A 20,583-nucleotide genomic window follows, 5' to 3' on the forward strand; every position below is an offset into this window, starting at 1 on the left:
TTTTAGACCGTTTTCTCTATCGGCATCGCTTTGGTCGGTCGATTTCCGTTCATTAATGCCATAGAGATCATAAAATTTTGATAATCTGAGAACTTTAATAGCTCAAATGCCAGGTTCTTAACTTCACTACTATTGAGAGTATTCAGGAAGTGCCATTTTAAAAACCATTTAGGAAACTTGCTGTCAACAGCTTCTGAAATTGCTTTAGCGCATAACTCAGCATTGTTTCTAACTGCTTCATATTGCGCCGGGATCTGTATTGATAAATCTTCACTTGAAATAGCTTCTTCGTCTACTTTAATTTGAATGAAAATCTTTGCAAGCCTTAACATTTTTCCCATTGGAATTTTATCTATCGACCACTTCATTTTTCTTCCAAAAAGACTGGTTTCAAAACTGTACCCCTCGCTTGTAAGAAGCTTTAATTCTTCTTTTTCTAAGTTTTCCATGTGTTTTAAGTAAAAAGAGCCTACCTAAACAAATAGGCTCTTTTATTTTTAATTGTTCAGAGTTTACTTATGCCTTGAAAGCGATAATAGGTGCTGTGCCTGCCTTTTTTGGTTGTAAAACAGTTGCTGTCACTTCAATTCCCATTAAAGCAGCTCTACCGATTTCAGAAGAAAGTTTTGCGGTAATTTTTGCTCTAGGAATTCTTAAACCGATTCCTTGTTTTGGTGTAAACTGTAATGATCTTTCTATTGATACAGTATTCGATGGGAAATTGAAAACTTCATCTGCTCCAGTTCCTGTTTTGGTCCCGCCAAAAGTTTCCACGAATGTGCTTAAATCTGGATCTGCAATTTTGAAGACAACAGATCTTTTTCCATCTGTAGTTTCAATATGAATTGGAGTGTCGATTTCTTCGACCTTAAATTCTGTTTCCGTAGGATCATCCCAGCTTAATGAAGCTGATCCATCTTCTGTATAGCCAAGAGGTGCAAGGGTTGTTCCCATTCCGCCATCTACTGCAATAGCACCAATTGCAATCTCTGCAACTCCGATGTTAATTTGTCCTGCCATTATTTGTATTATTTTTAGTTATATGCTTTTAAATTGATTCTGAAATTTATGTAGTTCGACTTCTCTTCATCTTCCTCAAATGTGTTGTGATTAACTACTGTAAGATTGAATTGCGGTCTGAATATGTCCTCAAAAATTGGATATACTGCCTTGCTTATTTCTAACATTCTATTGTTGTTAGGCATGTACTGAGTAATTCCATTTAGATTTACTGAAACCATTGGAACATAACAATTGACGTTAAAAACCCCATCTTGTAAAAAAGATCCATCCATCGAAATTGAATTAATCACAATGTCTTCTTTTATGCTTCCTGACGGTTTCTTGTCTTTATAAATATTTCCGGTGATAATGGTTCTTATGTTACTTTGTGAAAGCAGTTCAAAAATCCATTGTTTCCCTTCTAACACTGTTTTCTTCATCGTAATTGTTTTAGTAAGTTTGGAACCATAGCTTTTGCCATTTGTTCAGCACTTGTAAGAACATTTCTACCTCTACTTTCAACCTGTGACGCGTATTTCATACCCGCAACAATTACTAAGGCTATTTCAGGCTGTTGGCTAGCTAATTCGCGGGCTAATGATTTGCCTTTACCAACTCCAACACTATTACCTGAATAGTTTTCATACTCAATTTTGCCATCTATGATTATAGAATATCCAACAGAAGCACGTAAATTTCCAGTCACATCACGATAAGAGCCGTTTGCCCTAGCTTCATTTATTGCTAATTCTGCAACATATCTGAGAACACGTAACATTTTGCTGTTAATATCTTCATGAGCTTGAACAAATCGCTGATTGATTTCGTTCATATTTCCGATGAATCTTAGAGCCATAGCCTAGTGTGTAATTGTTCCTTTTTCCAGAGCATTGTGTCTCCTTCTAGCCTTACATTTCCATCCAAGTCGATTACTTTAATTCTTTCACCGACTGAGACTTTTGGACAGTTTTTAGGGAGATAAATAACAGCTCCATAAACATAGACCTCGCCGTCTGTTGTTACTATTTTACTTCCCCCTCCATTTCCTTCATCCCTGCATTTTGAGATAGACACCCACCCTTCAGTGCCAGGAATAAAACTTCCATCTTCTTCATTATATGAAGCTTCAGTTTTCTTAAATACTGTAAGCGTATAAGGAAATTGTTTTATCCCCATTTCGAAGTGATATCAGTAATTGTATTTTCAGAAAGCAAATCAGGCAATCCTAGTTTTCTCGCTAACATTGAGTAATATTTCAAAAGAGAAGGTTTATCGTAACCGATTGAAAAACCACCCTCAGAAATACTTGAAGGCATTGAAATAAGATCGGGGATTATGGTATAAAAGAACTTATCAAGATTTGTTTCTCCGGTAATGGTATCGGATGATACTAAATTCAAGCGTGATAATTCAAGCGCAATCAGATCATCGGAAAACTCAACCGACCATGTAGACAATTTTTCTTTTATGTAATCCCCGATAGTCATTTTTATGCTAACTTAGTTTTCAGGATTAGACGTTTTTTAACGTTGTTCAACACTGGCGTTGCAAATGCAGCAGCTTTAGTAAGCATTCGCATTGGTGCTGCACTACCAATAGCAGATAGCAAAATGAATTCATCAACAGTTTCTTTGGTGGACTCATTTAAGTCAATAGAAGCTTCAGGAGAAATAGTATACTGAAGATTTCCAAAGTCAGCAGTTCCGGAAAGGTGAATATTTCCTAATATCCAACCACTTTTTGACGTTAATGTTCCATCTTGATCTTCTTCGTTTACGTAGCTTTCCCAAATTTCAATTGTCGGTAGGTTTTGAGCTAGTAATGCAGAATTAATCTGAGCCAATGTTGGCGTTTGGGCTAAACCTAGTGCGTTTTGAGCGAATGATGCAGTAAACTTGATTACTTTTTCAGATGCAGCCAATTGATTGAATGTAGCTAAGTCCGTAACAGCTTTAACATATCTGTAACCTTTTGCAAGAGCTACCTTCTGTTGTTTTTGAAACTCCTTAATAGGGTCAAAAGTTGCTGCATTTGCTGGATCAAACCAATCTGAAGTAGCATTTTGTGTCGTTACTCCAAAATCTATTTTAATACCATTCATATCATATAATCCCTGCGAAAGCAATGATTTAGACATGTACTCCATTGTTGCATTAATAGAATTTCTAACAAACAAGGCGTCATCATAGATGTTATCCAAAATTTGATTGCTAATGCTTGTATTCGATCTATTTAGTGCTAGAGAATTTCTAAGATCCTGAATTCTGAAAAAATCAGTTTCCGTTTTCACACGACCTACTTCAGATTTTGGCATTTCACCTTTTAATGCTTCAGCATTGTCTCTACCTTTAAGAATTACATTTGAGTCCTTAGCAACAAGCGGAGCAATCACCTTAGCACCAGTAGTTCCTTCTAAACTTCCGAAGGTCAATCCACTTTTATATTGTGTTGGGAAATATGTTTTATAACCCAAATCATTTAGTGGATTCGTGTCCAAGTAGGCTAACAAATCAGGATTGTTGTACTCCGGAATAATTTTATTTAATAATATATCTGCCATTGTTTAATTTTTTTTGATTACCAAGCTTTTAGAGTTGGAACTTCCTTTACAATCAATGCGACACCTGCTTTTTCCTTATCAGGTAAAGCAACCGTTCTAAAAGTCCCATCTGTCACGACAGATACTTGTGTAAAATCATCTATTGGTACGCTTTTTTGAACTAGCCCAGCAGCACCTTTGATGTTTGTTGCTGTAAGATCTGCGTTAACTATCTTTCCTTTGTTTGGTGCAGTAATGACGATAATTGTACCCGCGGGAATAACCCCGTCTGTAAATCGAGCTTTAGCATCGACATTATCTACCAAAACACCTCCAGGATATGTGGATAGAACAATATCGAAAACAACGTTTTCTCTTTGTCCTCCAATTTTTTTAATGTTGTTCATTGTCTTTTGGTTTCTTTGAATCCTTGTATGCTTGCATAGCATTAGAAATATCTCCCTCCTTGGCTGTTTCTCCGAATAATGTTGGTTTAGCCATTCCGCTTAAAGCAGCATTTCCGAATTCCTGAGCAATCGCATCTGATTTGGTTTTCATTTCAGCTGCGTATGCTTTTATCGCTTCATCGTTCTCAAAAGTGAGCCCGGCAGGAATTAAAGCTTGAATAGATTTAGATACTTTTAATTCGTCTAATTCTGTTTGCAGTTTTTGAGCATTGGTTTGTGCCGTCTTTTCAGCTTGGAAGCCAGAAATCAATTGGTTTTGTTTCTCCATTTGTTCTCTTATAGCTTTAGCCCATGCTGGTTCTGGATCGCCCGTTGGTGCTGGTTTTGGATCTACTGGTTTTGGATCAGCGGGATCGACAGGTTTCGGATCTTCTCCTTTAGCCTTTTTTAAATCAGCGATTTCTTTAGCCAACGTTCTGTTTTGATCAGCAAATGATTGGAATATTGCCAGATCATCTTCAACCCCTGCAACTGCATCTGTAATTTCTTCCTCTGTTTTAACCGCCTTTTCAATTTGCTTTGCTTTGGCTTTTAAAATTGTTTCACTTAACCCGAAGTCTTTGTATTTCGTTTTAAGTTGTTGTAGGATTTTTTCAAACATTACTTGAATTGTTAATTTGTTAATTATCGAAGTCAAAAATACTTTACTTACTATTGCATAACAATATGTAATTATATAATTTAGCAGTACTTATTTAAAGTATTACTTTATAACCATAAGAAATGATGTGATGGATGAACTATTAATTAAAAGGAGTGCTGACTTACTTGTGATAGACATGTTAGAAGCAGCATATAGAATTGAATGTGTAAAAAAGATCACTCTATCATTTGACGAGTTCTGTAGGGTTGTCGGAAAAGATAGAAGCTCTATTCATAAGCTACTAAAAAACAAACTTCTTCCCGAGAATATCGTTTTAGGTGGCTATGAAAATAGGAAACAGAAGACTAAAGTATTATTTGATACAGAGAAGGTTTTAGAATGGTTGAGAAATCAGAAGGAAACAGAATTCGCTCATAAAGTGTTTAGGATTTAATTGAGTGACTTAAACAATAAAGGACATGAAAGCAAAAATCAAAAACTATACATTGTCGCAGGATTATGAGCATTTGTGGAATCTGATTAGTGAAGGTCACAGACTTGCTGCATGGCTTTTATACAGTGACAAATTTTCAGAACCAATTTATGATATTGTAGAAGTTAGGATTAATCGTTTTGGTGAACACAATATCGGAACAAGAGGTATTAGATATTCTGGTTATGAAACAGGAAAGGAAGGATTTCTGCGCACTTGCGAACACTATGATTTAAAATTTATCAACCCTATTAATTCATCAAAATAAAATACTCATGAAACTAACTAAGGTTGATAGAGAAATTCTTTTTAAAAAATATGATGGTCATTGTGCTTATTGTGGTTGTGAGCTTCCTGAGCGTTGGCATGCTGATTTGATTATTGACCCGATTAGAAATAGCCGATGGAATTTTGAATTAGAGAAATGGGAACCGTTAGGAATCTACAAAAACAATGATTTAAACTCTATTGATAATAGAAATCCATGCTGTAAGGGCTGTGATGTTCACAAGGGAAATAAAACACTTGAAGAATTTAGACATTCCCTCTATGACTTGCTGAGACTTGTAGTTGAAGATTATGGTTATTATAAAATTTTAAGTCGATTTGGAATGCTTCAAGAAACAGGGCAAAAAGTTCGTTTCTTCTTCGAAACATACGAACGTAAGGAATTGACAAAACACCCAAAGCATTCTCATTATTGGGTTGAAAATGAAATGTTTTGTGAGAGTTACCATACTATACGAGGTATGAGATATAATACAATCTGGCATGTGCAAGGGATTCCTGATTGTGAAAATTGTGGTGAAGACATGGTAAAATATATTCAACAAGAATTTTTATGAAAAAATACGGCATATTACCCAACGGCAAAAAGAATTTGAAACCTAAATACGTGAAACCTAAAAATAAAAGACGATGAAATTAGATGAAAATGAATTTAGCATTCTCATTACCCTATTTTTTATGTTAGGAGTTTATTGTCAGCATAAATTTGAAATATTAAAAAAAAGAAAAAAGGATGAGCAACTTTAATTTCTACAACTTCCTAGAAGAAAACGGATATCAAAAAGAGACTATACGAGAAGCAAACGGAACAACATTCTGTACCAACTACCAGAAAGAACTATCCGAGAACATTTGGAACTCTCTCACGGTGCACAAAGACAAAACCATAACTGGAGCATCACCAAAGAACGGAATTGAATTTAAACAGATTCCACAACCTGTAACAATTGAGGATGCTAATCTTCTTTTACAAAAAATTGAAGAATTATAAATTCATATATTGTGTTTCCCGACTGAATAATAGTAAGTCGGGCTTTATTTACTATTTTTTGAGTGTCCGAAAAAATATCCAAGAATTAACAAAAAAGCACTTTCTACAATTTTTATAGGCTCCTTTTGTAAAAACATCATTACCAATAAAGAAATACCCATTAGAAGCAAAAGTACAGAACCAACCATTGATGCGACTGACTCCCTATTTAGAAATTTGAGAAATATATCATATTTCTTTTCCATTATTTCTGTTCTATGTTTACTTAATTCAATTTGTTCTTGGAATATTTCTCTTTCTGAAGCTTTGTTTAATTCTAATTCTTCCTTTTTAGCTTCTAGCTCCTTAATTTCTATCGAAAGCCTCTCCTTTACATCATTTTCTGGTAATTCCTTAACTAATTCTTTGATTGACGTTACTTTTTCTCTTTGTTCTAAATAATTAATTCTGTCATTAAGAAGATCTATTACTTCTTGAATGTAAGTACGCATGTGATAAGGATAAATAACTCTTGATTTCGATTTATCAAATATTTCAAAGTCGTATTGTTTGTAAAAGTCCCATGTTATATTACCTAAAAACATTCTATTATTCCGAATTTCATTAAGTTTCATCACAACTTCTTTGAGTTGATTTATTGAAATATCAAAAAAGCTCCGAACATCAATATTCTTTTTAAGCAACATTTCTCCAAAATAATCATATGCAAAAAGTCTAAAATGGGCTTTCGCTTCTTCCAAATTGTTAAAGTAAAGTTTTTCCATAAAGATGGTTATAGTTTTAAGCAAATATAATTACAAAATATTTATATATTTCCTAAAACTTCCATTACGGATTAGAACTTCATCACGAATAACGACTTCACGCCAGTGGTCATAATTAAGTTGCCTGTATTCCTGATCGTTTTCTCTTACAATTGGTTCTTTTAGGTAAATAAGAAGATTAGCAAAGCCGTGAGATAGATCCGGGAATTGTTCACTGTCTATTTGCTTGAATAATCGTTCTATTCTTGCTGTTAGCTTTTGGTAAATATGGGAAAGGTATTTATCATTGTAGAAGTGAAAGCAATAATACTTAATTCCAGGTAATTCATTACCGAATATAATATCTTCACAGTACCCCATAAAGGTAGGTGTAAGAGCTATAAAGTGTAGCTCCATTTCGTAGGTGAGACGATCGTATTCGATGTATTCTTTAGAGGTCATACTATTCCCTTTTGCTCCAAATCTTTTCCATTAAAGGCTTTACTCTAGGAGATTGATAAAATGCTTTTATCCTTTTTAACTGCTTATAGGTTAATTCTCCTGTAAGTTGTTCTCCGTTTTCAATTTTAAATTTCGCATTGATTGTTTTGTCTTTATTCACTACATGGAAGTGCGGTGGATTATGGTCATTTGTATAAATCACAACTGTTAAATCATCTAATTTCTCAACAAGTTGTTTAATTTCATACCCATCAATCTGTAACATTACTTCAATGACTTCGTCTGAATACTGCCAATATCTATTTAAGAGGTCAGAAAATATCTTACCGTACACATCTTCTTGAGAATCCATGTTCATAGTTTAGTTTTTCATGATCCGAATATACAAAAGATAATTTACTATTTGTTATTACTATTATCCTCGACTATGATCGGAGATTTTTTTATTTTAGTTTTAAATAATAACCTATGATTATCAATAACGAGAAACAATTATACTTAAGCGCAACAGGCTTTTATGTATCAGGTCTTGATATGGCTGCAAAAGTTAAGAATGCAAGAAATGATGAAGCATGGAGAATAGTGCCAGTTGCAACAGTGAATTTATCTTTTGCTACGGAACTCTTTCTAAAGTTTCTTATCTATTCAACGACTCAAACAAAAGAGATTAAAAAACATGAATTCCTTGTTCTTTACGAAAAATTACCACATAAAATAGCAAGGAAAATTAAAACGAAATATGATGAATTAAGCAAATTAGAATCTGATTTGCCAATAATTCGTTTATCAAGTAATACTGATTTTGGAAATCCTGATGATCAGAAAACAAAATATAATATGCCAAGTCTAACCATAGAACAACTGCTAGAAGTTCATAATAATTCATTTCCTGAATGGAGATATGCATATGCAAAAGAAGAAAGGTATTTCGTAATCGATTATAATTTTAAATTGATGAATGACTTTATTTTATCTATGATTCATGTAATAGAAGAAGAAATTGACTGATTACTTCACAAAGTATTTATTTTCGTTCAAGAAATAAGGCTTACTTTTTCGTCTATTGAACATTTCCCTATTTTCATTTATCCAAGAATGGAAGTTTTCAGGTGCAGATCCAACAAAGTTTTGAGAAGCTTCTGGCGAAAGGTTTTGACCATTGTTTATTTCTGTGATAAGTTCTTCAGGTGATTTCATGATCATAGTCCTAAAGCATTTACATGAGACATGCCATTTGGACCAATTGAAGTCCTTTGGATAATTCCCCTTCAATTCGTCACACATATCAAATACAGTATGTTGCGGGCTTAAATTGATCTTCTGGCCAACTACATCATTATTAGCTTTAATTCTTAATTGTTCCGCCTCTCTGTAAGCAGTATTGATTTCGTTAGATGCTAAACGTAAAGCATTTTTGTGAGCCGATCTATAAACTCCTTGTCCTGGATGAAAAGCTGCAGCATTTTTACTCAATTGTAGATTTCCGTGTTTATCTCTCACTCTGCGAAACAGAGCATCTGGATTATTTAAATTTCCTTTTATCTTTCTTGCTAGATCTTGGGCACTTATCCCTTCGCTTAAAGCATCATCAAGTGCAAATTCTAAGTTTTCCCTTGCTTGCTTGGTAATATTCCAAACTCTTTCAGATGTGGTAAATTTACCCTTCTTTCTCTCTTGAAATGCTTCTAGTGCTTTTTTGTTTTGAGACTGTATTGAAATCTCTCTCATTTTAGACTCATAAGCAGCTGGTAAAACTTTGCCTTTTACTTTTTCCAGGTTAGAAATGAGTAGATCATTTACTTTTGCGTTTCCATAGTCCCATTCATATGCGGTATAAGTCTTTATAGATGATAGAATATTGTCATTGTACTTTTTGAGAGCGCCACTTGTCTGTTTGGTAATTGTAGGATAGTCTTTGAATCGAAATATTTTATTTGACACTCTCAATTTTACAACCAATAAAGCTATTTCCCTTACCAAATCATCATAAATTCCGTTGATTTTGGAAAGGTATTTGTTTATTCGTTTTAAATGTTTTTCGTCTGGGGTCATAATAGATCATTACCAGCTTTCTTTTCCATTTCAGAGTTGATTTCTGCAATTTCTTCATCTACATTCTTTACTCCAGCTCTTTCCATTGTTGATTTCTGGCTAAATAATGGTTGATTTCCATTAACAGTCATAAGCATTTCATAGAATTTAGCTTCATTGTTTATGATGTATGGGGTAATCACTGGTTCAGCATCTAAATCTGAATTTCTGAAAGAAGCATTCATGAGCTGAAGGAAAGATTTCACAATAGACATTCTACGCTTCAATGCAGGCACATAAACGCTCATTTTATCCATTACCTTCAAATGAGGAAGCATAAACAAGTAGGCTGCGTTTTCAGTTGCCAGCATGTTTCCCATTCCTTCCAAGGCTTCCGGTGAAATGTTTACAGAGTTGGTCATTTTGTATAAGATGCTTTCAAGATCTTCCTTTTCATTAGCGAGTGAATCGCTGGCATTTGGTGGTTGCACAAATTCTGCTCGTGAATTGTCTCCTTTCAGCTGTAGTACTTTTCCTGTTTTGTCTTTAGAAAAACTTCCGGTTACTTCACCATTTAATGCCAGAATAGGTGCAGAAAACTTCTTATTTACTTCTCCTGCATCACTTGAAATTTCTTCAAGCCTTTCAATGGCCTTTTGAACTTTAGACCATTCAACATTTTCAAATTGATAGAAAACGATTGGAATTTTCCCTATATTATTTGCTGTCTCAGAAACTAATTCAATTCCTCCATTTCCATCTCTTAAAATAGCAATCCTTTCAGCTGTATAGATTTCGTAATACTTGACCTTCACCCCTTCAATTCTCTTCTCATATTCCCTAAGAAAAGCAATCATATCTCCCTGTTCATTAAAATAAGGGTACATTTTATTTTTGTCTGGGGTGAGTATGTTTATCTTTAATCTAAACTGTGATGGAAACCCGTAATAATTATTCGGCTCTTCGTCTACCCACCAAAGTTCAGCACACTGAGTAAAACGGCCATTTGATTTTGCAATCTCACGATCTAAGAAGATTATTTTTTCCTTATCCAAAATTTTAAGGTAAGCATCATACATTGAAACATCTTCTAGGTTATTGGTATACTTAACAGGATTGCCATATAGGAACGTAACTGCATTTGCAACAATCTCTTTTTGATAGGCTAAAGGAATACGGTTGAGTTTCTCGATGCGTTTCCCTTCTTTCTTTTGACCTAATTCATCAGTGTATTCATACTCAACAATCCTATCCGGATAATTATATAAATCCGTCATAATCCTGTGTCTGGTTTCATCCCATTCAGCATTGTATTGCTCAATATTTGGCAAGGGAATTCCGTTATCTTTAAGATAAGCGATTTTTTCTCCGATGGTCTGTAGATTATTAAATTTTTCGTCCATTATATTAAAGATGCTATTCTGCTGAGGTTATTATTTGGTGCTTCTGTAAGTTCTAATACAACATATCTGATCGGATCAATAAGGTGATTCCAATCATCAATTGGAGTATTTGATTTCTTATCATGCCACACATAGTTATTTAATTCTTTTTTGAGGTTTTTACTCTCTGGATCTACAACAAGGGTATAATCAAGCATTCGGGCAATTCCACCACTTACGGATCCTGGTCCTTTTTCTGCTGCAATGACATTATTTCCTTTCTTTCGTAATTCTTCAATCAATCTTGGTTCAGCCGAATCAGCAACTATAAGGGTTTCACCTGCAAATTCCTTATTAAAGTCATATATCTGCGTAGTGGTCATTTTTGTTCGGTACAGATACTCTTTCAGATATATCTTCTTAAGAGACTTTTCAATACACACTTTTATTAAAGTCGTAGGATCGACGGAGAATCCATAATCTTGACCAAATATTGCTTTTCCGTTATCAACAAACTCTCCTTCTTCCCAATCTTCAAAGACAACACCTTCCGCTTTATTGAGCCATCCACCCAGTATAGTATGTAGATAATATTTAGCTTTTTTTACAAGCTTAGGATCATGGTCAGCTTTTTCCGTACCAGATAATGCTTTCCAAGTTTCAAAGATCTGCCTTAACTCTTCATATTCTTGCCAGGTATCATCAGAGATAAATTCACGTTCAATATCTCGGTATGTTGAATGTATATAAAGAACATTTCCAACTATTCCATTGAATCCTGCTTCTACTCCTTTCCCCTCAAATAACTCTTCGTGGATCCAATGTTCTTCCGTTGCTGGGTTTAATGAGAGAATAGAGAGATTTCTTACATCTAATGCTCTCATTGATTTCTTAATCTTATCCCATGTCGTGAAATCTGGCATTTCTTCAGCTTCGTCAAGAATAAATATTGAGAAATTCTTTAAAGACTTCAAGGAAGCGGTTTGATTTCCTGAACCTGTCTTTATTCCTTTGAAAACAATCTTACTATCATTGTAAATTCCCTTTATACTATCCTTTGTCACCTTAAATTCATCATGACAATTTAGTAATGATAGTTTTTCTTCAAATTCAGGTATAATAGAATCTTTTGCTGATGTTAAAGTGTAACGAGTATAGAGAATCCGATGATTAAAATCTTTGGTAGCTATTCCAGAAAACGTACCAATACCAAAAGACTTCTGGGAATATCTCCCTCCTGTTATTACAACAGTATTGACAGAATAAAGAGGATCACCCTTTTCTGCACTTAACCATTGGAATAAGGGTTCATACTTATCCGATAAGGTTAATACATCATCTTCAGTCTTTTTCTTTTGCACCTTTTGAGAACACAATTGTTGTTTTACCTTTCAATTCACCTGAATGCTCAATTTCACTTTTACTTCCCCATGTCTTACGTTGACGGTTACTCAGCCACATATTAATTGCGTTATCTGATGGAGGAAAATATTCTTCAACCTCTACAATCTCAACTTTTTCAATTTGCCTACCTTTTTCATCATATCCTTTTACTTTGAAAGCATATTGTTTTACTTGGGTATGCCCTAGAGACCTTTTATAAAGAGTGGAAGCAACATTTGCATCAGCATCTATTTTTCCCGCGCGTATGGACTCCGAAAATTCTGGATATTTCTTTTTCCAAAGGTTCAAGGTAGATTCAACAATTCCTAACACACCAGCTAACTGCTTATCTGTTAAACCAAGCAATGTGTATTTTAACACCTGTTTAGGATGTAAATTAGGATTATACTTTACTTTTCTACCTCTTGTTGCCATGATCCTATTTTATCTCTGTTACCTGCATGTAAAAACCATCATTCAACTGAAGGTTAATATCTAACCATGTTGCAATTTCCAATAAAATATTATTAAACCAGTTTACACCAGTAATGTCCGGGCTGTAAGAATCCACATCCTTCGCGTATATTTTCACAACATTGTAAGTACAACCTATGTGAGTGAATCCTTTCTCTTTTGCGGTTTTTATATTCATACTATTGAAATTTTGATTTATTCTTTTGACTTGTTACATGAAAGCCTTTGCATTCTTTACAGAAATAGAACCTTTTCGGGATTTTACTTCTTCGGCTTTTACTTTTACACTTACGAATTACTTCACGGGCTTCATTTGGTGTAGTGTAAGTATACTTATTACACTGGTCACACTCTCTTTCAATTCGCATAGGTTTCTTCTATTTTTTCCTGAAACTCTTCTCCCTTGATGAATTTATCTTCCGGATTGAAGCCCAGGTATTCAAGAAACATAACCTTTGCGTCGTAATCTGAAAAGGAAATAGTAAAATATGGATCACCTTCAAGTACTGTATTCTCCTTTACCTTTTCTTTAATCTCCTTTATTTTAGCCTTCTTTTCTTCAGGGGTTAGCTCTGTAGCTTCTTTTCGTTCCGTTTCCAAAATACTCGCTTCTGGATGATGAATTGTGTTTGAAAGATCCTGAGTAATGCTCTTTTCGTATTCAGCGTTGATCTTCTTATCCTCCTGGGGTTCAAATGATGGGATCTCTATATTAATTGAATCTGGTAGCTCTACCTCAATAAGCTGAATATCCACGTCATCCAACCCTGCTAAAGCTGCATCAATGTCCGGGAATATTTGGGCCAGCTTCTTATAATCCATTTCGCCCTGTACTGCTTTTGAGTTGAAGAAAATATTTAATTCCTTCTCCTTCTTAATATCAACATCTATTACTTCTACTTTGATCTCATAATCATTACCAGATTCATATTTATTGATCTCGTCTGCAATGTTTAATTTTTGATGGCCAGAAACTAAATTACCGGTTTGTTTGTTCCAAACCATTCCACCAATGATGCCGTTATCCTTAATGCTTTTTTTTAGAGCCTTTCTTGCATCATCTGTGATTTTACGAGGATTGTAGTCGGCTGGAGTTATTTCTGATCTCTTTAATGTGATTGTCTCACTTTGCTTAATCTTGTTCTGCATATGTTTTGTGTTTTTGTGAATGATCGTGTTCAAATAGCTTTCTTTCAGAATCTGGAAATTCTTTTATAACCTTTTTTAGGTCATCTGGATAATTTTTGCGAATCCATAGAAGAAATGAAATGTCATTAACATCTGTTCCTTGGCTTTTTGTATTTCCGGTATTGCCATACTTTAAAGGCTCTAACAATCTATTTTTACGGATATATTGAAGAACTTCTTTATTTGACCAATCAGCCAAAGGATAAAGTTTCTGTCCTACTTCGCTAGTCATTGAATCAGGATAAGAATTTAGCATCAACCTACGATTTAGCGAATCATTCTTTTTGAACCCAAAAACACTCCATTCAATACCTGTTTCTTCTTTTATCTTATCATTGATTTTTGATAGATTCCATTCAGAGTATTTTATTTGATCCGTTCCATTTACTCCATGTTTCTTATTGTTGTAGTATGCATAATGGGGAGTTTGAATAAATCTACAGTTTGAATATTTCTTTTCAGCCCAATTAATATATCGGTTGATATGCTCTAGGTCTTTGACCATATACATAAACACACATACAATTTCCTTGAAATGTGGTGCCATCATATTCAAAAGACAAATACTATCCTTTCCGGCTCCTGAATGAAATAGTATCACCCTATCAACTTTTGCTGATAGGGTTTTGATACTGTTTAATGTGGCTAGTAAATCCATTTAGGAATTATAACCCGTTTTGAACCGTTCTTACAGCTCTCAGCCTTGCTGATGCTCCTTGAACTCTTGCTCTTGCCCTAGCTCTCACAGTTGATCTTGAACCTGAACTTCCGCTTTCTGCCATCGTTTTAATTTTAAAAGGTTAAACATTAAGATTTTCACAGTTTATTTTATCTAGGATTTCACCCAAAATGATAGCGAAATTGCTATTTTCGTTCGTGAACTCTTCAACATCTTCACTATCGTACTCGATAAGGACATCTTTACATTCTACTACTATTTGCGGTGCGTTCTTAGCGTAACCCAATTGAAACCGGACCGTATCAAATTTCTTCGTATCTGTTAACTCACCGTCCTTATCCAGGACACCAAGACGAGAAACATAATACTCGGTAAAATCACGGTATTCTTCTGTTTTTTTTCCTTGTAGAATTTCGAGAAACCATTTCTTTTGAAGAACTAAATAAAGTTCTTTAGGATTTTTCATGTTTAAGTTTTTCTATTTGTTCAATTAAAAATTCGCGACTGAATTTGAAGTTATTTAGGGCCGCCTTTTCTTCTAATTGCCTTAATCGACCTTCACCGATTTTAAGCAGAAGATTAGCCCGGTATGGTATCAAATTAGCGCTCAAATACTTGTTACATCTTACGCATTGGCCGTGAATATTATCTAAATCAAAGCGAACTGCCTTATATTGCAGCGCCTCTTTTCGAAAATAGTGCCCTGCATTCATTTGATTAACTGGTTTGAGTTCTTCACATGATATGCAGATGAAAAAGCCGTCTACACTATCACGCTTTCTTACTTTCGTATTAATCAGTTCTTGTAATTTATCTTCAAGCCAGTCAATACTGCGACCTTTATATTTGATTTTTATTTCAGTCGTTAACATCACAAACAAATATACTTACCTATTTGATTTATTGCAATTTAAAATATATAAAGTAAAGTTACACTTTAATATTATTGACTTTTAAACCATAAAAAAACACCCTAAAAAATAGAGTGGTTAAATTTTTATGTTTGAAGAAATTTAGAAGTTTGTTCTTTCGAGAATTTTGCCCAGGTGAATAGTGAAGTCACGCTTTAATGTAATCTTTTCTATTTCGACTGTCATACGTTTTGCATCGCTATTGTAGCCGATTTGAAGTATTACAGTACGATAATTTTTAAAGGCTGTTTTTGCCTTGTTTAGAAGTCTTGATTGATAAAATTCGGTATTATCTCGATATTCTTCGGTTTTTTCGCCAGATTCTATTTTATCAAACCAAACCTTTTGCATGATAAGAAACAGCGGTTTTTCTTGCTCTATTTCTTCAGTAGGTAGATTTACCACTGTTCTTGATGCTTTTGTTCGGTGACGTTGGGCAATTCTTTTCATGCTTATATGCTTTTAACGAATTTAAGCCTTTTTCTAATAAGTTTAGAAGGTGACTTCTTAACTGCCTCAACCGCTTTTACTTCTGGTGTTCTGGCTTGCTCAACCATTATGAAATTTTCGATTTTCATACATCTGAACGCTTGAGCATCAACATCGAAATAAGTAAATACTTTCGGGTTTGGCTGATTCTGGGTTTTAAATTCGTAATCAATTTTAAGTGTGCCGGTGGCTTTTCGTATTTCACCGTCTTTTTTCTCGAAATAGAAGGTTACTTCACCCTGATGCATTTCTTTGTTAATTCTGTACAGCTGCCAGGCTTTTTGAAGGCATACAGCCCATTCTTTGCCAGTTGTTGACATTATATGATAAGCTCTTAGCATTACTGTTTTTCTGAAAGAAATATTTTGCGTTTTCATAATGTTGATTTTTGCTTTTACCACCAAAAGCGGGTATTACCCCGCTGATTTTACTTTCTTTTTTTTGAACGTTTTGAATTGTTTTGCTTTCTACTCTTTATCGGCTTTACTAAAGACGTTTTATTCTGTAGTTTAAATGTGATCTTGTTTGTTAGGTCTGTGATTGAAACTTTCATATTATTTTATATTTATTTAAGGTTATAATTAAAAAACTTTATCTACTTGTAAATCTGCTTCTTCTGACCATACATTAAAAACATAATCCATCGCTTCATCTTCATAATGATCGAGAGAAAATCTACCATTTACACCGTTTTCAGAATAATCAATTACAATTTGATTATTGTGTAAGAAAGCGATTGCAACACCGTTTACACCATACTCTTTTGCTTTTTTATACCAGTCGTTTAATTTTTCGTTTGTATAAGTAATTACTTCTTGTGCTGTAGCTTTCATAATGTTTGTTTTAATTGTTATTATTTCGTTTTGGTGTTACAAATATAAAACAAATAGTTTTACTAAAACAAATAGTTTTATAAAATAATCGTTATTTATAATTGTTATAAATAAAACCATTTGTTTTATTTTGTAATATTTTTTCACACAATATGTTTTATTTCATATCTTTGCTAAATGGATCTAAGACTTAAAGAAATACAGAAGAAAAAAAGTATAACTAATGTTGAACTTTCTAAGCGTTCTGGAGTAGGTATTCAGCAAATTTCCTATTATCATTCAGGAGACAGAATGCCACCTTTGAAGACATTGGAAAATTTGGCATCAGCATTGGATTGTGAAATGGCGGAACTGCTACCCGTTGGCTTAGGGTTCTATCATTCCTATAATTCTGATGGAGAATGGGAAGGAATAAGAAAGAAATAAAAAAGCCCCGAAATAATCGGAGCTTGATGTTTTTCATATAATTGCTAAAATGTTTTTATTTTGATTTGTTTCTGAGCTTCCAATCTTCTCTTTTCACGTCCTACCGTATAAATTGAAGTTGTCTGATCGTTTCTGTGTCCAGCCATTATTTGTGCGCTATAGTTCGCTTCTTCAACCATATCAAGGAAGGTATGTTTTAAAGAATAAATTGATTTGTCTATTTTCAAAGGAACCATAACTTTCTCCTTCCAGAATCGATAAATTAAATTCCTATCCATTTCATGATCTCCTGGCTGATAGAAAAACGAGAAAATGTAATCATCATCAAATATTGCATTTTCTAACTGATCTTTCCAAAATGGTAGAGCATCAGATATAATTGCTCTTTTCTCCCGGACATATAATTGTCCTTTTTTTAAGGTGATTGTAAATTCTGATCTGTTAATATCTACATCAGTCTTTTTCAGTGCTAACATTTCAGTGGTCCTACATCCGCACATAAAGAAAATTTGAAAATAATTATAAAAATGTGGGTGCTTATCCTTAATATGCTTATCAATCTTTCTTAATTCCTGAATCGTGAAAATTTCCCTTTTCTCAACAATGTGTTTTTTAGGCTTTATTCCAGTGCAGGGATTCACTTTTATACATCCTTCATCTACAAGATCGGTAAACAATGATGAAAGGTGAACTCTAAATTTATTATAAGTGTAATTGCTTAGATTAAGCGATTCTAAGGTTTGTTTGACATGAATCAGCTCAACATCTTTAATCTTAAGGTAATTTAAATTATTCTTTTCAAAAGCTACCATAAACCTATCCAAATGCAATTTAACATTCCTGGTGTGATCTAAAGTAAATTCTTTTTTGTCGAGGACTTTTTGTAGAGCTTCTCCAGTAAATAGATAAGGGTTAAGATTTCCTCTTTCAAACATGTATTCCTTTGTTCTGGGATTGTAATCTTTTTCATCCAGAAGTTCAGACATCTGTTTTAATAGAAGCTTTTCTATTTGCTTCCTTTCTTTTTCTGTTTTGAAACGGTTTAACCTACGACGATAAGTAAATGGCTTTTCCCTGTCTGGCTCGTAGAAACGACACTGAATAAACCAATCATCACTTGAATTGGTTACAAGAAAGTCGGAGCGCTTGCATCCGAAGTTTAAATTTTTCATACGTATTAATTGTTACTGTTATTGTTACTGATTAATACGCTTCCAAAAAGTTTTAAAAGCAGCAAACCCGCTGTGGGATTGGGTTTGCTACATTGTGACCGCAGAAGGATTCGAACCCTCACTGTCGGAGCCGAAATCCGAAGTTCTATCCATTAAACTATGCAGCCGAATAGGGTTTAGGCATTAGGATTTAGATATTAGGAAAAAACTAAGCCCTACATCCTGATTACTATTTCCTAAAAACTAATCTTCACACCACCCAAGATCTGGGCACCCAATACTTTATATCCTTTATAGGTTTGGTAATTGGAGTTCAGAAGATTATTTCCGGTTGCAAAAATACTGAAATTTTTGTGAAATTTATACTCTGCGGAAAGATTTAAATCAGCATAACCACCAACTTTATCATTGGTATTCTCTGTAGACTGATACATCATCGCTGGATTCGCAACGCCTTCAATCGAGTAAGAGTTTGTAGTTCTGTCACTTGAGAAGATTCCTTTAAATCCAAGTAATAGTTTTTTATCCAGCATTGCATATTTTGCTCCAATGCTTGCATTAAACAAAGGAACGTTATAAATGTTATCGTAGTTCTTCAAATTATACTTTGTGAAGCGAAGTTCTGCATCTAAAACCAGATTTGCTAAAGGAAAATACTGAACACTTCCCTTGATATCGCTTACATTTCCATCATCATAAATAGCAGAGAATGTATTGGCAAAATTATAAGCAGAACGGTTGAGTGTAAAATCGTTGTTGAACAAATCATTCGCTTTAAAGAACATGATATCCTTCATTTTTCCGAAACCTGCAGAAAAATCATACTTGATTGTTTCATCGATGTCTCCTCTTAAACCTGCATAGAAATGATATTTTGTTTCGGTTGGTTTTAGCATCTGGTCAGAAAGGATGAAAGGATTCTGTTGTAAGAGATCGCTGTAGGTATTTAATTTTAAACCACCATCTACTCCACCATAGAATTTAAATTCTTTAGAAGCAGCCACCTGGAATTCCGCTTTCGGAAACCAGTAGCTTTTATTATTTTTCACCTGCTCCATATTCAGATTTGAATTTTTACCATTCAAAAAAGCAAATGAAGAACCTATCATTAAATACGACTCCCCTTTAGCAAAAGTAACTTTAGGATCTAAGGTCGCATTAAAATAGTTGGATGAATTTTTATCCCTGATTTCAAAATCTGTTTTTACAGTTTCCAATCCTACTCCCAAATCGGCATTCATCAGGATGCCATTTTTAGACAGTTCTACTGCATGTTTCGATAAATTCACCAAAACGGACGCCTGATTTTCCTGAGCATCGAAATGGTCCTTTAAAAAGGATGATTTTACCCTTACATCATTTAAGATCTCATTAGAATAAAAATCATAATATCCGTTCACCTTAAACTGATTTACCCTTTGCTTCAAATCAACATCCGCTGCAGGTTCTAAAGCATAGATCCCATAATATCTGTTATTATCCAATCCATACTGGGCATTCAAATTGAACTTTCCTTTTTCTCCATATGAGTTTAAGAAAGCTCCAATAGATGCGGAACTCTGTTTAGAATCCCAGGCATATTCTCTTTTTAAACCCAGTGTTGAAAGAAAGTGTACATCTGCACCTACTTCCAGTTTATTATCAAGGGTTTTAGAAATGTTTGCATCGCCCAATATTTTCCCGAAATTACCCATTCCAAACTGTAAATAGTTATTCTGTGCAGTTCCTTCAAATTTCGGAGTTACATCCTGTCCCTGGATCGTCGAAGTTTTGAAGTCTGAAACTGCCGGAACATCAGTAATCCTGTATTGTACGGGATTCTGAGATTTCTCTTCCGGTGGATAGTTCTTAATGGTTTCTATTGAAGTTTTTTTCTTTTCGATCTTTTTAACTTCCGGCTCTCTCTTTTTATTAAGAATAAGCTTTTCTTCTTTGATCTGAGAAAACGCAATCTGCGAAACCCCTAAAAATAATATGGATAATATTTGAATTCTTCTGTTCATTACTTATTGTATTTATGTATTCACGTGAAATGTATTAATGCTAA

32 protein-coding genes and 1 tRNA gene are annotated in these 20,583 nt (G+C 34.1%); 6 read left to right on the forward strand and 27 right to left on the reverse strand.

Going from position 1 to position 20,583, the window contains the following annotated elements:
* Positions 1-2: 2 nt before the first annotated feature.
* The 9 genes from CEY12_RS06225 to CEY12_RS06265 form a co-directional block, all read right to left on the reverse strand.
* Entirely contained in the window at positions 3-449 is a 447-nt protein-coding gene (locus CEY12_RS06225) for a hypothetical protein (protein WP_089026867.1), read from the reverse strand.
* A gap of 67 nt (positions 450-516) precedes the next feature.
* Positions 517-1,020, reverse strand: a complete 504-nt coding sequence (locus CEY12_RS06230; RefSeq protein ID WP_089026868.1) for a hypothetical protein — start codon at positions 1,018-1,020, stop codon at positions 517-519.
* A gap of 14 nt (positions 1,021-1,034) precedes the next feature.
* Positions 1,035-1,442, reverse strand: coding sequence for a hypothetical protein (locus tag CEY12_RS06235; RefSeq protein WP_089026869.1), 408 nt, complete (start codon positions 1,440-1,442; stop codon positions 1,035-1,037).
* Positions 1,439-1,834 carry a hypothetical protein gene (locus tag CEY12_RS06240; RefSeq protein ID WP_228409804.1) on the reverse strand — a complete coding sequence of 132 codons (396 nt, stop codon included), beginning with the start codon at positions 1,832-1,834 and terminating at the stop codon, positions 1,439-1,441. The genes CEY12_RS06235 and CEY12_RS06240 overlap by 4 nt, the downstream gene beginning before the upstream one ends.
* Before the next feature lie 14 nt (positions 1,835-1,848).
* The gene (locus CEY12_RS06245; RefSeq protein WP_089026871.1) at positions 1,849-2,178 is read right to left on the reverse strand and encodes a hypothetical protein; all 330 of its coding nucleotides are present in this window, start codon (positions 2,176-2,178) and stop codon (positions 1,849-1,851) included.
* Positions 2,169-2,489 carry a DUF6706 family protein gene (locus CEY12_RS06250; protein WP_089026872.1) on the reverse strand — a complete coding sequence of 107 codons (321 nt, stop codon included), beginning with the start codon at positions 2,487-2,489 and terminating at the stop codon, positions 2,169-2,171. Before CEY12_RS06250 ends, CEY12_RS06245 begins: the two co-directional genes overlap by 10 nt.
* 2 nt (positions 2,490-2,491) lie before the next feature.
* Complete coding sequence (locus CEY12_RS06255; RefSeq protein WP_089026873.1) at positions 2,492-3,562, reverse strand: major capsid protein; 1,071 nt, start codon at positions 3,560-3,562, stop codon at positions 2,492-2,494.
* Positions 3,563-3,579: 17 nt separating this feature from the next.
* Entirely contained in the window at positions 3,580-3,948 is a 369-nt protein-coding gene (locus tag CEY12_RS06260; protein WP_089026874.1) for a hypothetical protein, read from the reverse strand.
* The gene (locus tag CEY12_RS06265) at positions 3,935-4,609 is read right to left on the reverse strand and encodes a hypothetical protein (protein ID WP_089026875.1); all 675 of its coding nucleotides are present in this window, start codon (positions 4,607-4,609) and stop codon (positions 3,935-3,937) included. Before CEY12_RS06265 ends, CEY12_RS06260 begins: the two co-directional genes overlap by 14 nt.
* A gap of 130 nt (positions 4,610-4,739) precedes the next feature.
* Here CEY12_RS06265 and CEY12_RS06270 point away from each other — a divergent pair, with 130 nt between their 5' ends.
* From CEY12_RS06270 to CEY12_RS06285, 4 genes are all read left to right on the forward strand, one after another.
* Positions 4,740-5,045, forward strand: a complete 306-nt coding sequence (locus CEY12_RS06270; RefSeq protein ID WP_089026876.1) for a hypothetical protein — start codon at positions 4,740-4,742, stop codon at positions 5,043-5,045.
* 25 nt (positions 5,046-5,070) lie between these two features.
* Complete coding sequence (locus CEY12_RS06275) at positions 5,071-5,352, forward strand: hypothetical protein (RefSeq protein WP_089026877.1); 282 nt, start codon at positions 5,071-5,073, stop codon at positions 5,350-5,352.
* 7 nt (positions 5,353-5,359) lie between these two features.
* Positions 5,360-5,929: a hypothetical protein gene (locus CEY12_RS06280; protein ID WP_089026878.1), complete on the forward strand. Its 570-nt coding sequence runs from the start codon at positions 5,360-5,362 to the stop codon at positions 5,927-5,929.
* A gap of 176 nt (positions 5,930-6,105) precedes the next feature.
* Positions 6,106-6,363 (forward strand): hypothetical protein, encoded by a 258-nt coding sequence (locus tag CEY12_RS06285; RefSeq protein WP_089026879.1) that lies wholly within the window; start codon positions 6,106-6,108, stop codon positions 6,361-6,363.
* 44 nt (positions 6,364-6,407) lie between these two features.
* Here the strand turns inward: CEY12_RS06285 and CEY12_RS06290 are convergent, their stop codons facing one another.
* The 3 genes from CEY12_RS06290 to CEY12_RS06300 are packed head-to-tail and all read right to left on the reverse strand — an operon-like array spanning position 6,408 to position 7,920.
* A complete protein-coding gene (locus tag CEY12_RS06290; RefSeq protein ID WP_089026880.1) occupies positions 6,408-7,127 on the reverse strand; it encodes a hypothetical protein in 720 nt (239 codons plus the stop codon).
* A 30-nt stretch (positions 7,128-7,157) separates the two neighbouring features.
* Positions 7,158-7,568, reverse strand: a complete 411-nt coding sequence (locus CEY12_RS06295; protein ID WP_089026881.1) for a hypothetical protein — start codon at positions 7,566-7,568, stop codon at positions 7,158-7,160.
* A 1-nt stretch (position 7,569) separates the two neighbouring features.
* Positions 7,570-7,920 (reverse strand): DUF4160 domain-containing protein, encoded by a 351-nt coding sequence (locus CEY12_RS06300; protein WP_157676770.1) that lies wholly within the window; start codon positions 7,918-7,920, stop codon positions 7,570-7,572.
* A gap of 116 nt (positions 7,921-8,036) precedes the next feature.
* On the opposite strand from CEY12_RS06300, the gene CEY12_RS06305 reads away from it, so the two are divergent.
* Entirely contained in the window at positions 8,037-8,576 is a 540-nt protein-coding gene (locus CEY12_RS06305; protein ID WP_089026883.1) for a hypothetical protein, read from the forward strand.
* Here the strand turns inward: CEY12_RS06305 and CEY12_RS06310 are convergent, their stop codons facing one another.
* The 12 genes from CEY12_RS06310 to CEY12_RS06365 form a co-directional block, all read right to left on the reverse strand.
* Entirely contained in the window at positions 8,577-9,620 is a 1,044-nt protein-coding gene (locus CEY12_RS06310; protein ID WP_089026884.1) for a hypothetical protein, read from the reverse strand.
* Positions 9,617-11,002 (reverse strand): phage portal protein, encoded by a 1,386-nt coding sequence (locus CEY12_RS06315; protein WP_089026885.1) that lies wholly within the window; start codon positions 11,000-11,002, stop codon positions 9,617-9,619. The genes CEY12_RS06310 and CEY12_RS06315 overlap by 4 nt, the downstream gene beginning before the upstream one ends.
* Entirely contained in the window at positions 11,002-12,342 is a 1,341-nt protein-coding gene (locus CEY12_RS06320; protein ID WP_089026886.1) for a PBSX family phage terminase large subunit, read from the reverse strand. Before CEY12_RS06320 ends, CEY12_RS06315 begins: the two co-directional genes overlap by 1 nt.
* On the reverse strand, positions 12,323-12,799 hold the full coding sequence (locus CEY12_RS06325; protein ID WP_228409805.1) for a terminase: 477 nt from the start codon (positions 12,797-12,799) through the stop codon (positions 12,323-12,325). The genes CEY12_RS06320 and CEY12_RS06325 overlap by 20 nt, the downstream gene beginning before the upstream one ends.
* Before the next feature lie 4 nt (positions 12,800-12,803).
* Positions 12,804-13,016, reverse strand: a complete 213-nt coding sequence (locus tag CEY12_RS06330) for a hypothetical protein (RefSeq protein ID WP_089026887.1) — start codon at positions 13,014-13,016, stop codon at positions 12,804-12,806.
* Positions 13,017-13,195: 179 nt separating this feature from the next.
* Entirely contained in the window at positions 13,196-13,987 is a 792-nt protein-coding gene (locus CEY12_RS06335; protein ID WP_089026888.1) for a DNA methylase, read from the reverse strand.
* Complete coding sequence (locus tag CEY12_RS06340; RefSeq protein ID WP_089026889.1) at positions 13,971-14,684, reverse strand: phosphoadenosine phosphosulfate reductase family protein; 714 nt, start codon at positions 14,682-14,684, stop codon at positions 13,971-13,973. Before CEY12_RS06340 ends, CEY12_RS06335 begins: the two co-directional genes overlap by 17 nt.
* A 142-nt stretch (positions 14,685-14,826) precedes the next feature.
* Positions 14,827-15,171 (reverse strand): hypothetical protein, encoded by a 345-nt coding sequence (locus CEY12_RS06345; protein ID WP_089026890.1) that lies wholly within the window; start codon positions 15,169-15,171, stop codon positions 14,827-14,829.
* Complete coding sequence (locus tag CEY12_RS06350; protein WP_089026891.1) at positions 15,158-15,577, reverse strand: recombination protein NinG; 420 nt, start codon at positions 15,575-15,577, stop codon at positions 15,158-15,160. Before CEY12_RS06350 ends, CEY12_RS06345 begins: the two co-directional genes overlap by 14 nt.
* A 141-nt stretch (positions 15,578-15,718) precedes the next feature.
* Entirely contained in the window at positions 15,719-16,066 is a 348-nt protein-coding gene (locus tag CEY12_RS06355; RefSeq protein WP_089026892.1) for a hypothetical protein, read from the reverse strand.
* Between the two features lie 2 nt (positions 16,067-16,068).
* Positions 16,069-16,482 carry an SH3 beta-barrel fold-containing protein gene (locus CEY12_RS06360; protein ID WP_089026893.1) on the reverse strand — a complete coding sequence of 138 codons (414 nt, stop codon included), beginning with the start codon at positions 16,480-16,482 and terminating at the stop codon, positions 16,069-16,071.
* Between the two features lie 204 nt (positions 16,483-16,686).
* The gene (locus CEY12_RS06365) at positions 16,687-16,938 is read right to left on the reverse strand and encodes a hypothetical protein (RefSeq protein ID WP_089026894.1); all 252 of its coding nucleotides are present in this window, start codon (positions 16,936-16,938) and stop codon (positions 16,687-16,689) included.
* Positions 16,939-17,115: 177 nt separating this feature from the next.
* Between CEY12_RS06365 and CEY12_RS06370 the strand changes: the two genes are divergently transcribed.
* The gene (locus tag CEY12_RS06370) at positions 17,116-17,364 is read left to right on the forward strand and encodes a helix-turn-helix domain-containing protein (RefSeq protein ID WP_089026895.1); all 249 of its coding nucleotides are present in this window, start codon (positions 17,116-17,118) and stop codon (positions 17,362-17,364) included.
* Positions 17,365-17,408: 44 nt separating this feature from the next.
* Here CEY12_RS06370 and CEY12_RS06375 read toward each other — a convergent pair whose 3' ends face one another.
* The 3 genes from CEY12_RS06375 to CEY12_RS06385 form a co-directional block, all read right to left on the reverse strand.
* A complete protein-coding gene (locus tag CEY12_RS06375; RefSeq protein WP_089026896.1) occupies positions 17,409-18,536 on the reverse strand; it encodes a tyrosine-type recombinase/integrase in 1,128 nt (375 codons plus the stop codon).
* 95 nt (positions 18,537-18,631) lie between these two features.
* Positions 18,632-18,703, reverse strand: a tRNA-Arg gene (locus CEY12_RS06380).
* 69 nt (positions 18,704-18,772) lie between these two features.
* The gene (locus tag CEY12_RS06385) at positions 18,773-20,539 is read right to left on the reverse strand and encodes a TonB-dependent receptor (protein WP_089026897.1); all 1,767 of its coding nucleotides are present in this window, start codon (positions 20,537-20,539) and stop codon (positions 18,773-18,775) included.
* Positions 20,540-20,583: the final 44 nt, after the last annotated feature.

Origin of the sequence: Chryseobacterium sp. T16E-39 (assembly GCF_002216065.1) — a bacterium.
Taxonomy (GTDB): domain Bacteria; phylum Bacteroidota; class Bacteroidia; order Flavobacteriales; family Weeksellaceae; genus Chryseobacterium.

Bases quoted from the DNA above. Each gene is read 5' to 3' on its own strand.
- CEY12_RS06225 (WP_089026867.1), bottom strand. From the start codon at position 449: ATGGAAAACTTAGAAAAAGAAGAATTAAAGCTTCTTACAAGCGAGGGG.
- CEY12_RS06230 (WP_089026868.1), bottom strand. From the start codon at position 1,020: ATGGCAGGACAAATTAACATCGGAGTTGCAGAGATTGCAATTGGTGCT.
- CEY12_RS06235 (WP_089026869.1), bottom strand. From the start codon at position 1,442: ATGAAGAAAACAGTGTTAGAAGGGAAACAATGGATTTTTGAACTGCTT.
- CEY12_RS06240 (WP_228409804.1), bottom strand. From the start codon at position 1,834: ATGAACGAAATCAATCAGCGATTTGTTCAAGCTCATGAAGATATTAAC.
- CEY12_RS06245 (WP_089026871.1), bottom strand. From the start codon at position 2,178: ATGGGGATAAAACAATTTCCTTATACGCTTACAGTATTTAAGAAAACT.
- CEY12_RS06250 (WP_089026872.1), bottom strand. From the start codon at position 2,489: ATGACTATCGGGGATTACATAAAAGAAAAATTGTCTACATGGTCGGTT.
- CEY12_RS06255 (WP_089026873.1), bottom strand. From the start codon at position 3,562: ATGGCAGATATATTATTAAATAAAATTATTCCGGAGTACAACAATCCT.
- CEY12_RS06260 (WP_089026874.1), bottom strand. From the start codon at position 3,948: ATGAACAACATTAAAAAAATTGGAGGACAAAGAGAAAACGTTGTTTTC.
- CEY12_RS06265 (WP_089026875.1), bottom strand. From the start codon at position 4,609: ATGTTTGAAAAAATCCTACAACAACTTAAAACGAAATACAAAGACTTC.
- CEY12_RS06270 (WP_089026876.1), top strand. From the start codon at position 4,740: ATGGATGAACTATTAATTAAAAGGAGTGCTGACTTACTTGTGATAGAC.
- CEY12_RS06275 (WP_089026877.1), top strand. From the start codon at position 5,071: ATGAAAGCAAAAATCAAAAACTATACATTGTCGCAGGATTATGAGCAT.
- CEY12_RS06280 (WP_089026878.1), top strand. From the start codon at position 5,360: ATGAAACTAACTAAGGTTGATAGAGAAATTCTTTTTAAAAAATATGAT.
- CEY12_RS06285 (WP_089026879.1), top strand. From the start codon at position 6,106: ATGAGCAACTTTAATTTCTACAACTTCCTAGAAGAAAACGGATATCAA.
- CEY12_RS06290 (WP_089026880.1), bottom strand. From the start codon at position 7,127: ATGGAAAAACTTTACTTTAACAATTTGGAAGAAGCGAAAGCCCATTTT.
- CEY12_RS06295 (WP_089026881.1), bottom strand. From the start codon at position 7,568: ATGACCTCTAAAGAATACATCGAATACGATCGTCTCACCTACGAAATG.
- CEY12_RS06300 (WP_157676770.1), bottom strand. From the start codon at position 7,920: ATGGATTCTCAAGAAGATGTGTACGGTAAGATATTTTCTGACCTCTTA.
- CEY12_RS06305 (WP_089026883.1), top strand. From the start codon at position 8,037: ATGATTATCAATAACGAGAAACAATTATACTTAAGCGCAACAGGCTTT.
- CEY12_RS06310 (WP_089026884.1), bottom strand. From the start codon at position 9,620: ATGACCCCAGACGAAAAACATTTAAAACGAATAAACAAATACCTTTCC.
- CEY12_RS06315 (WP_089026885.1), bottom strand. From the start codon at position 11,002: ATGGACGAAAAATTTAATAATCTACAGACCATCGGAGAAAAAATCGCT.
- CEY12_RS06325 (WP_228409805.1), bottom strand. From the start codon at position 12,799: ATGGCAACAAGAGGTAGAAAAGTAAAGTATAATCCTAATTTACATCCT.
- CEY12_RS06330 (WP_089026887.1), bottom strand. From the start codon at position 13,016: ATGAATATAAAAACCGCAAAAGAGAAAGGATTCACTCACATAGGTTGT.
- CEY12_RS06335 (WP_089026888.1), bottom strand. From the start codon at position 13,987: ATGCAGAACAAGATTAAGCAAAGTGAGACAATCACATTAAAGAGATCA.
- CEY12_RS06340 (WP_089026889.1), bottom strand. From the start codon at position 14,684: ATGGATTTACTAGCCACATTAAACAGTATCAAAACCCTATCAGCAAAA.
- CEY12_RS06345 (WP_089026890.1), bottom strand. From the start codon at position 15,171: ATGAAAAATCCTAAAGAACTTTATTTAGTTCTTCAAAAGAAATGGTTT.
- CEY12_RS06350 (WP_089026891.1), bottom strand. From the start codon at position 15,577: ATGTTAACGACTGAAATAAAAATCAAATATAAAGGTCGCAGTATTGAC.
- CEY12_RS06355 (WP_089026892.1), bottom strand. From the start codon at position 16,066: ATGAAAAGAATTGCCCAACGTCACCGAACAAAAGCATCAAGAACAGTG.
- CEY12_RS06360 (WP_089026893.1), bottom strand. From the start codon at position 16,482: ATGAAAACGCAAAATATTTCTTTCAGAAAAACAGTAATGCTAAGAGCT.
- CEY12_RS06365 (WP_089026894.1), bottom strand. From the start codon at position 16,938: ATGAAAGCTACAGCACAAGAAGTAATTACTTATACAAACGAAAAATTA.
- CEY12_RS06370 (WP_089026895.1), top strand. From the start codon at position 17,116: ATGGATCTAAGACTTAAAGAAATACAGAAGAAAAAAAGTATAACTAAT.
- CEY12_RS06375 (WP_089026896.1), bottom strand. From the start codon at position 18,536: ATGAAAAATTTAAACTTCGGATGCAAGCGCTCCGACTTTCTTGTAACC.
- CEY12_RS06385 (WP_089026897.1), bottom strand. From the start codon at position 20,539: ATGAACAGAAGAATTCAAATATTATCCATATTATTTTTAGGGGTTTCG.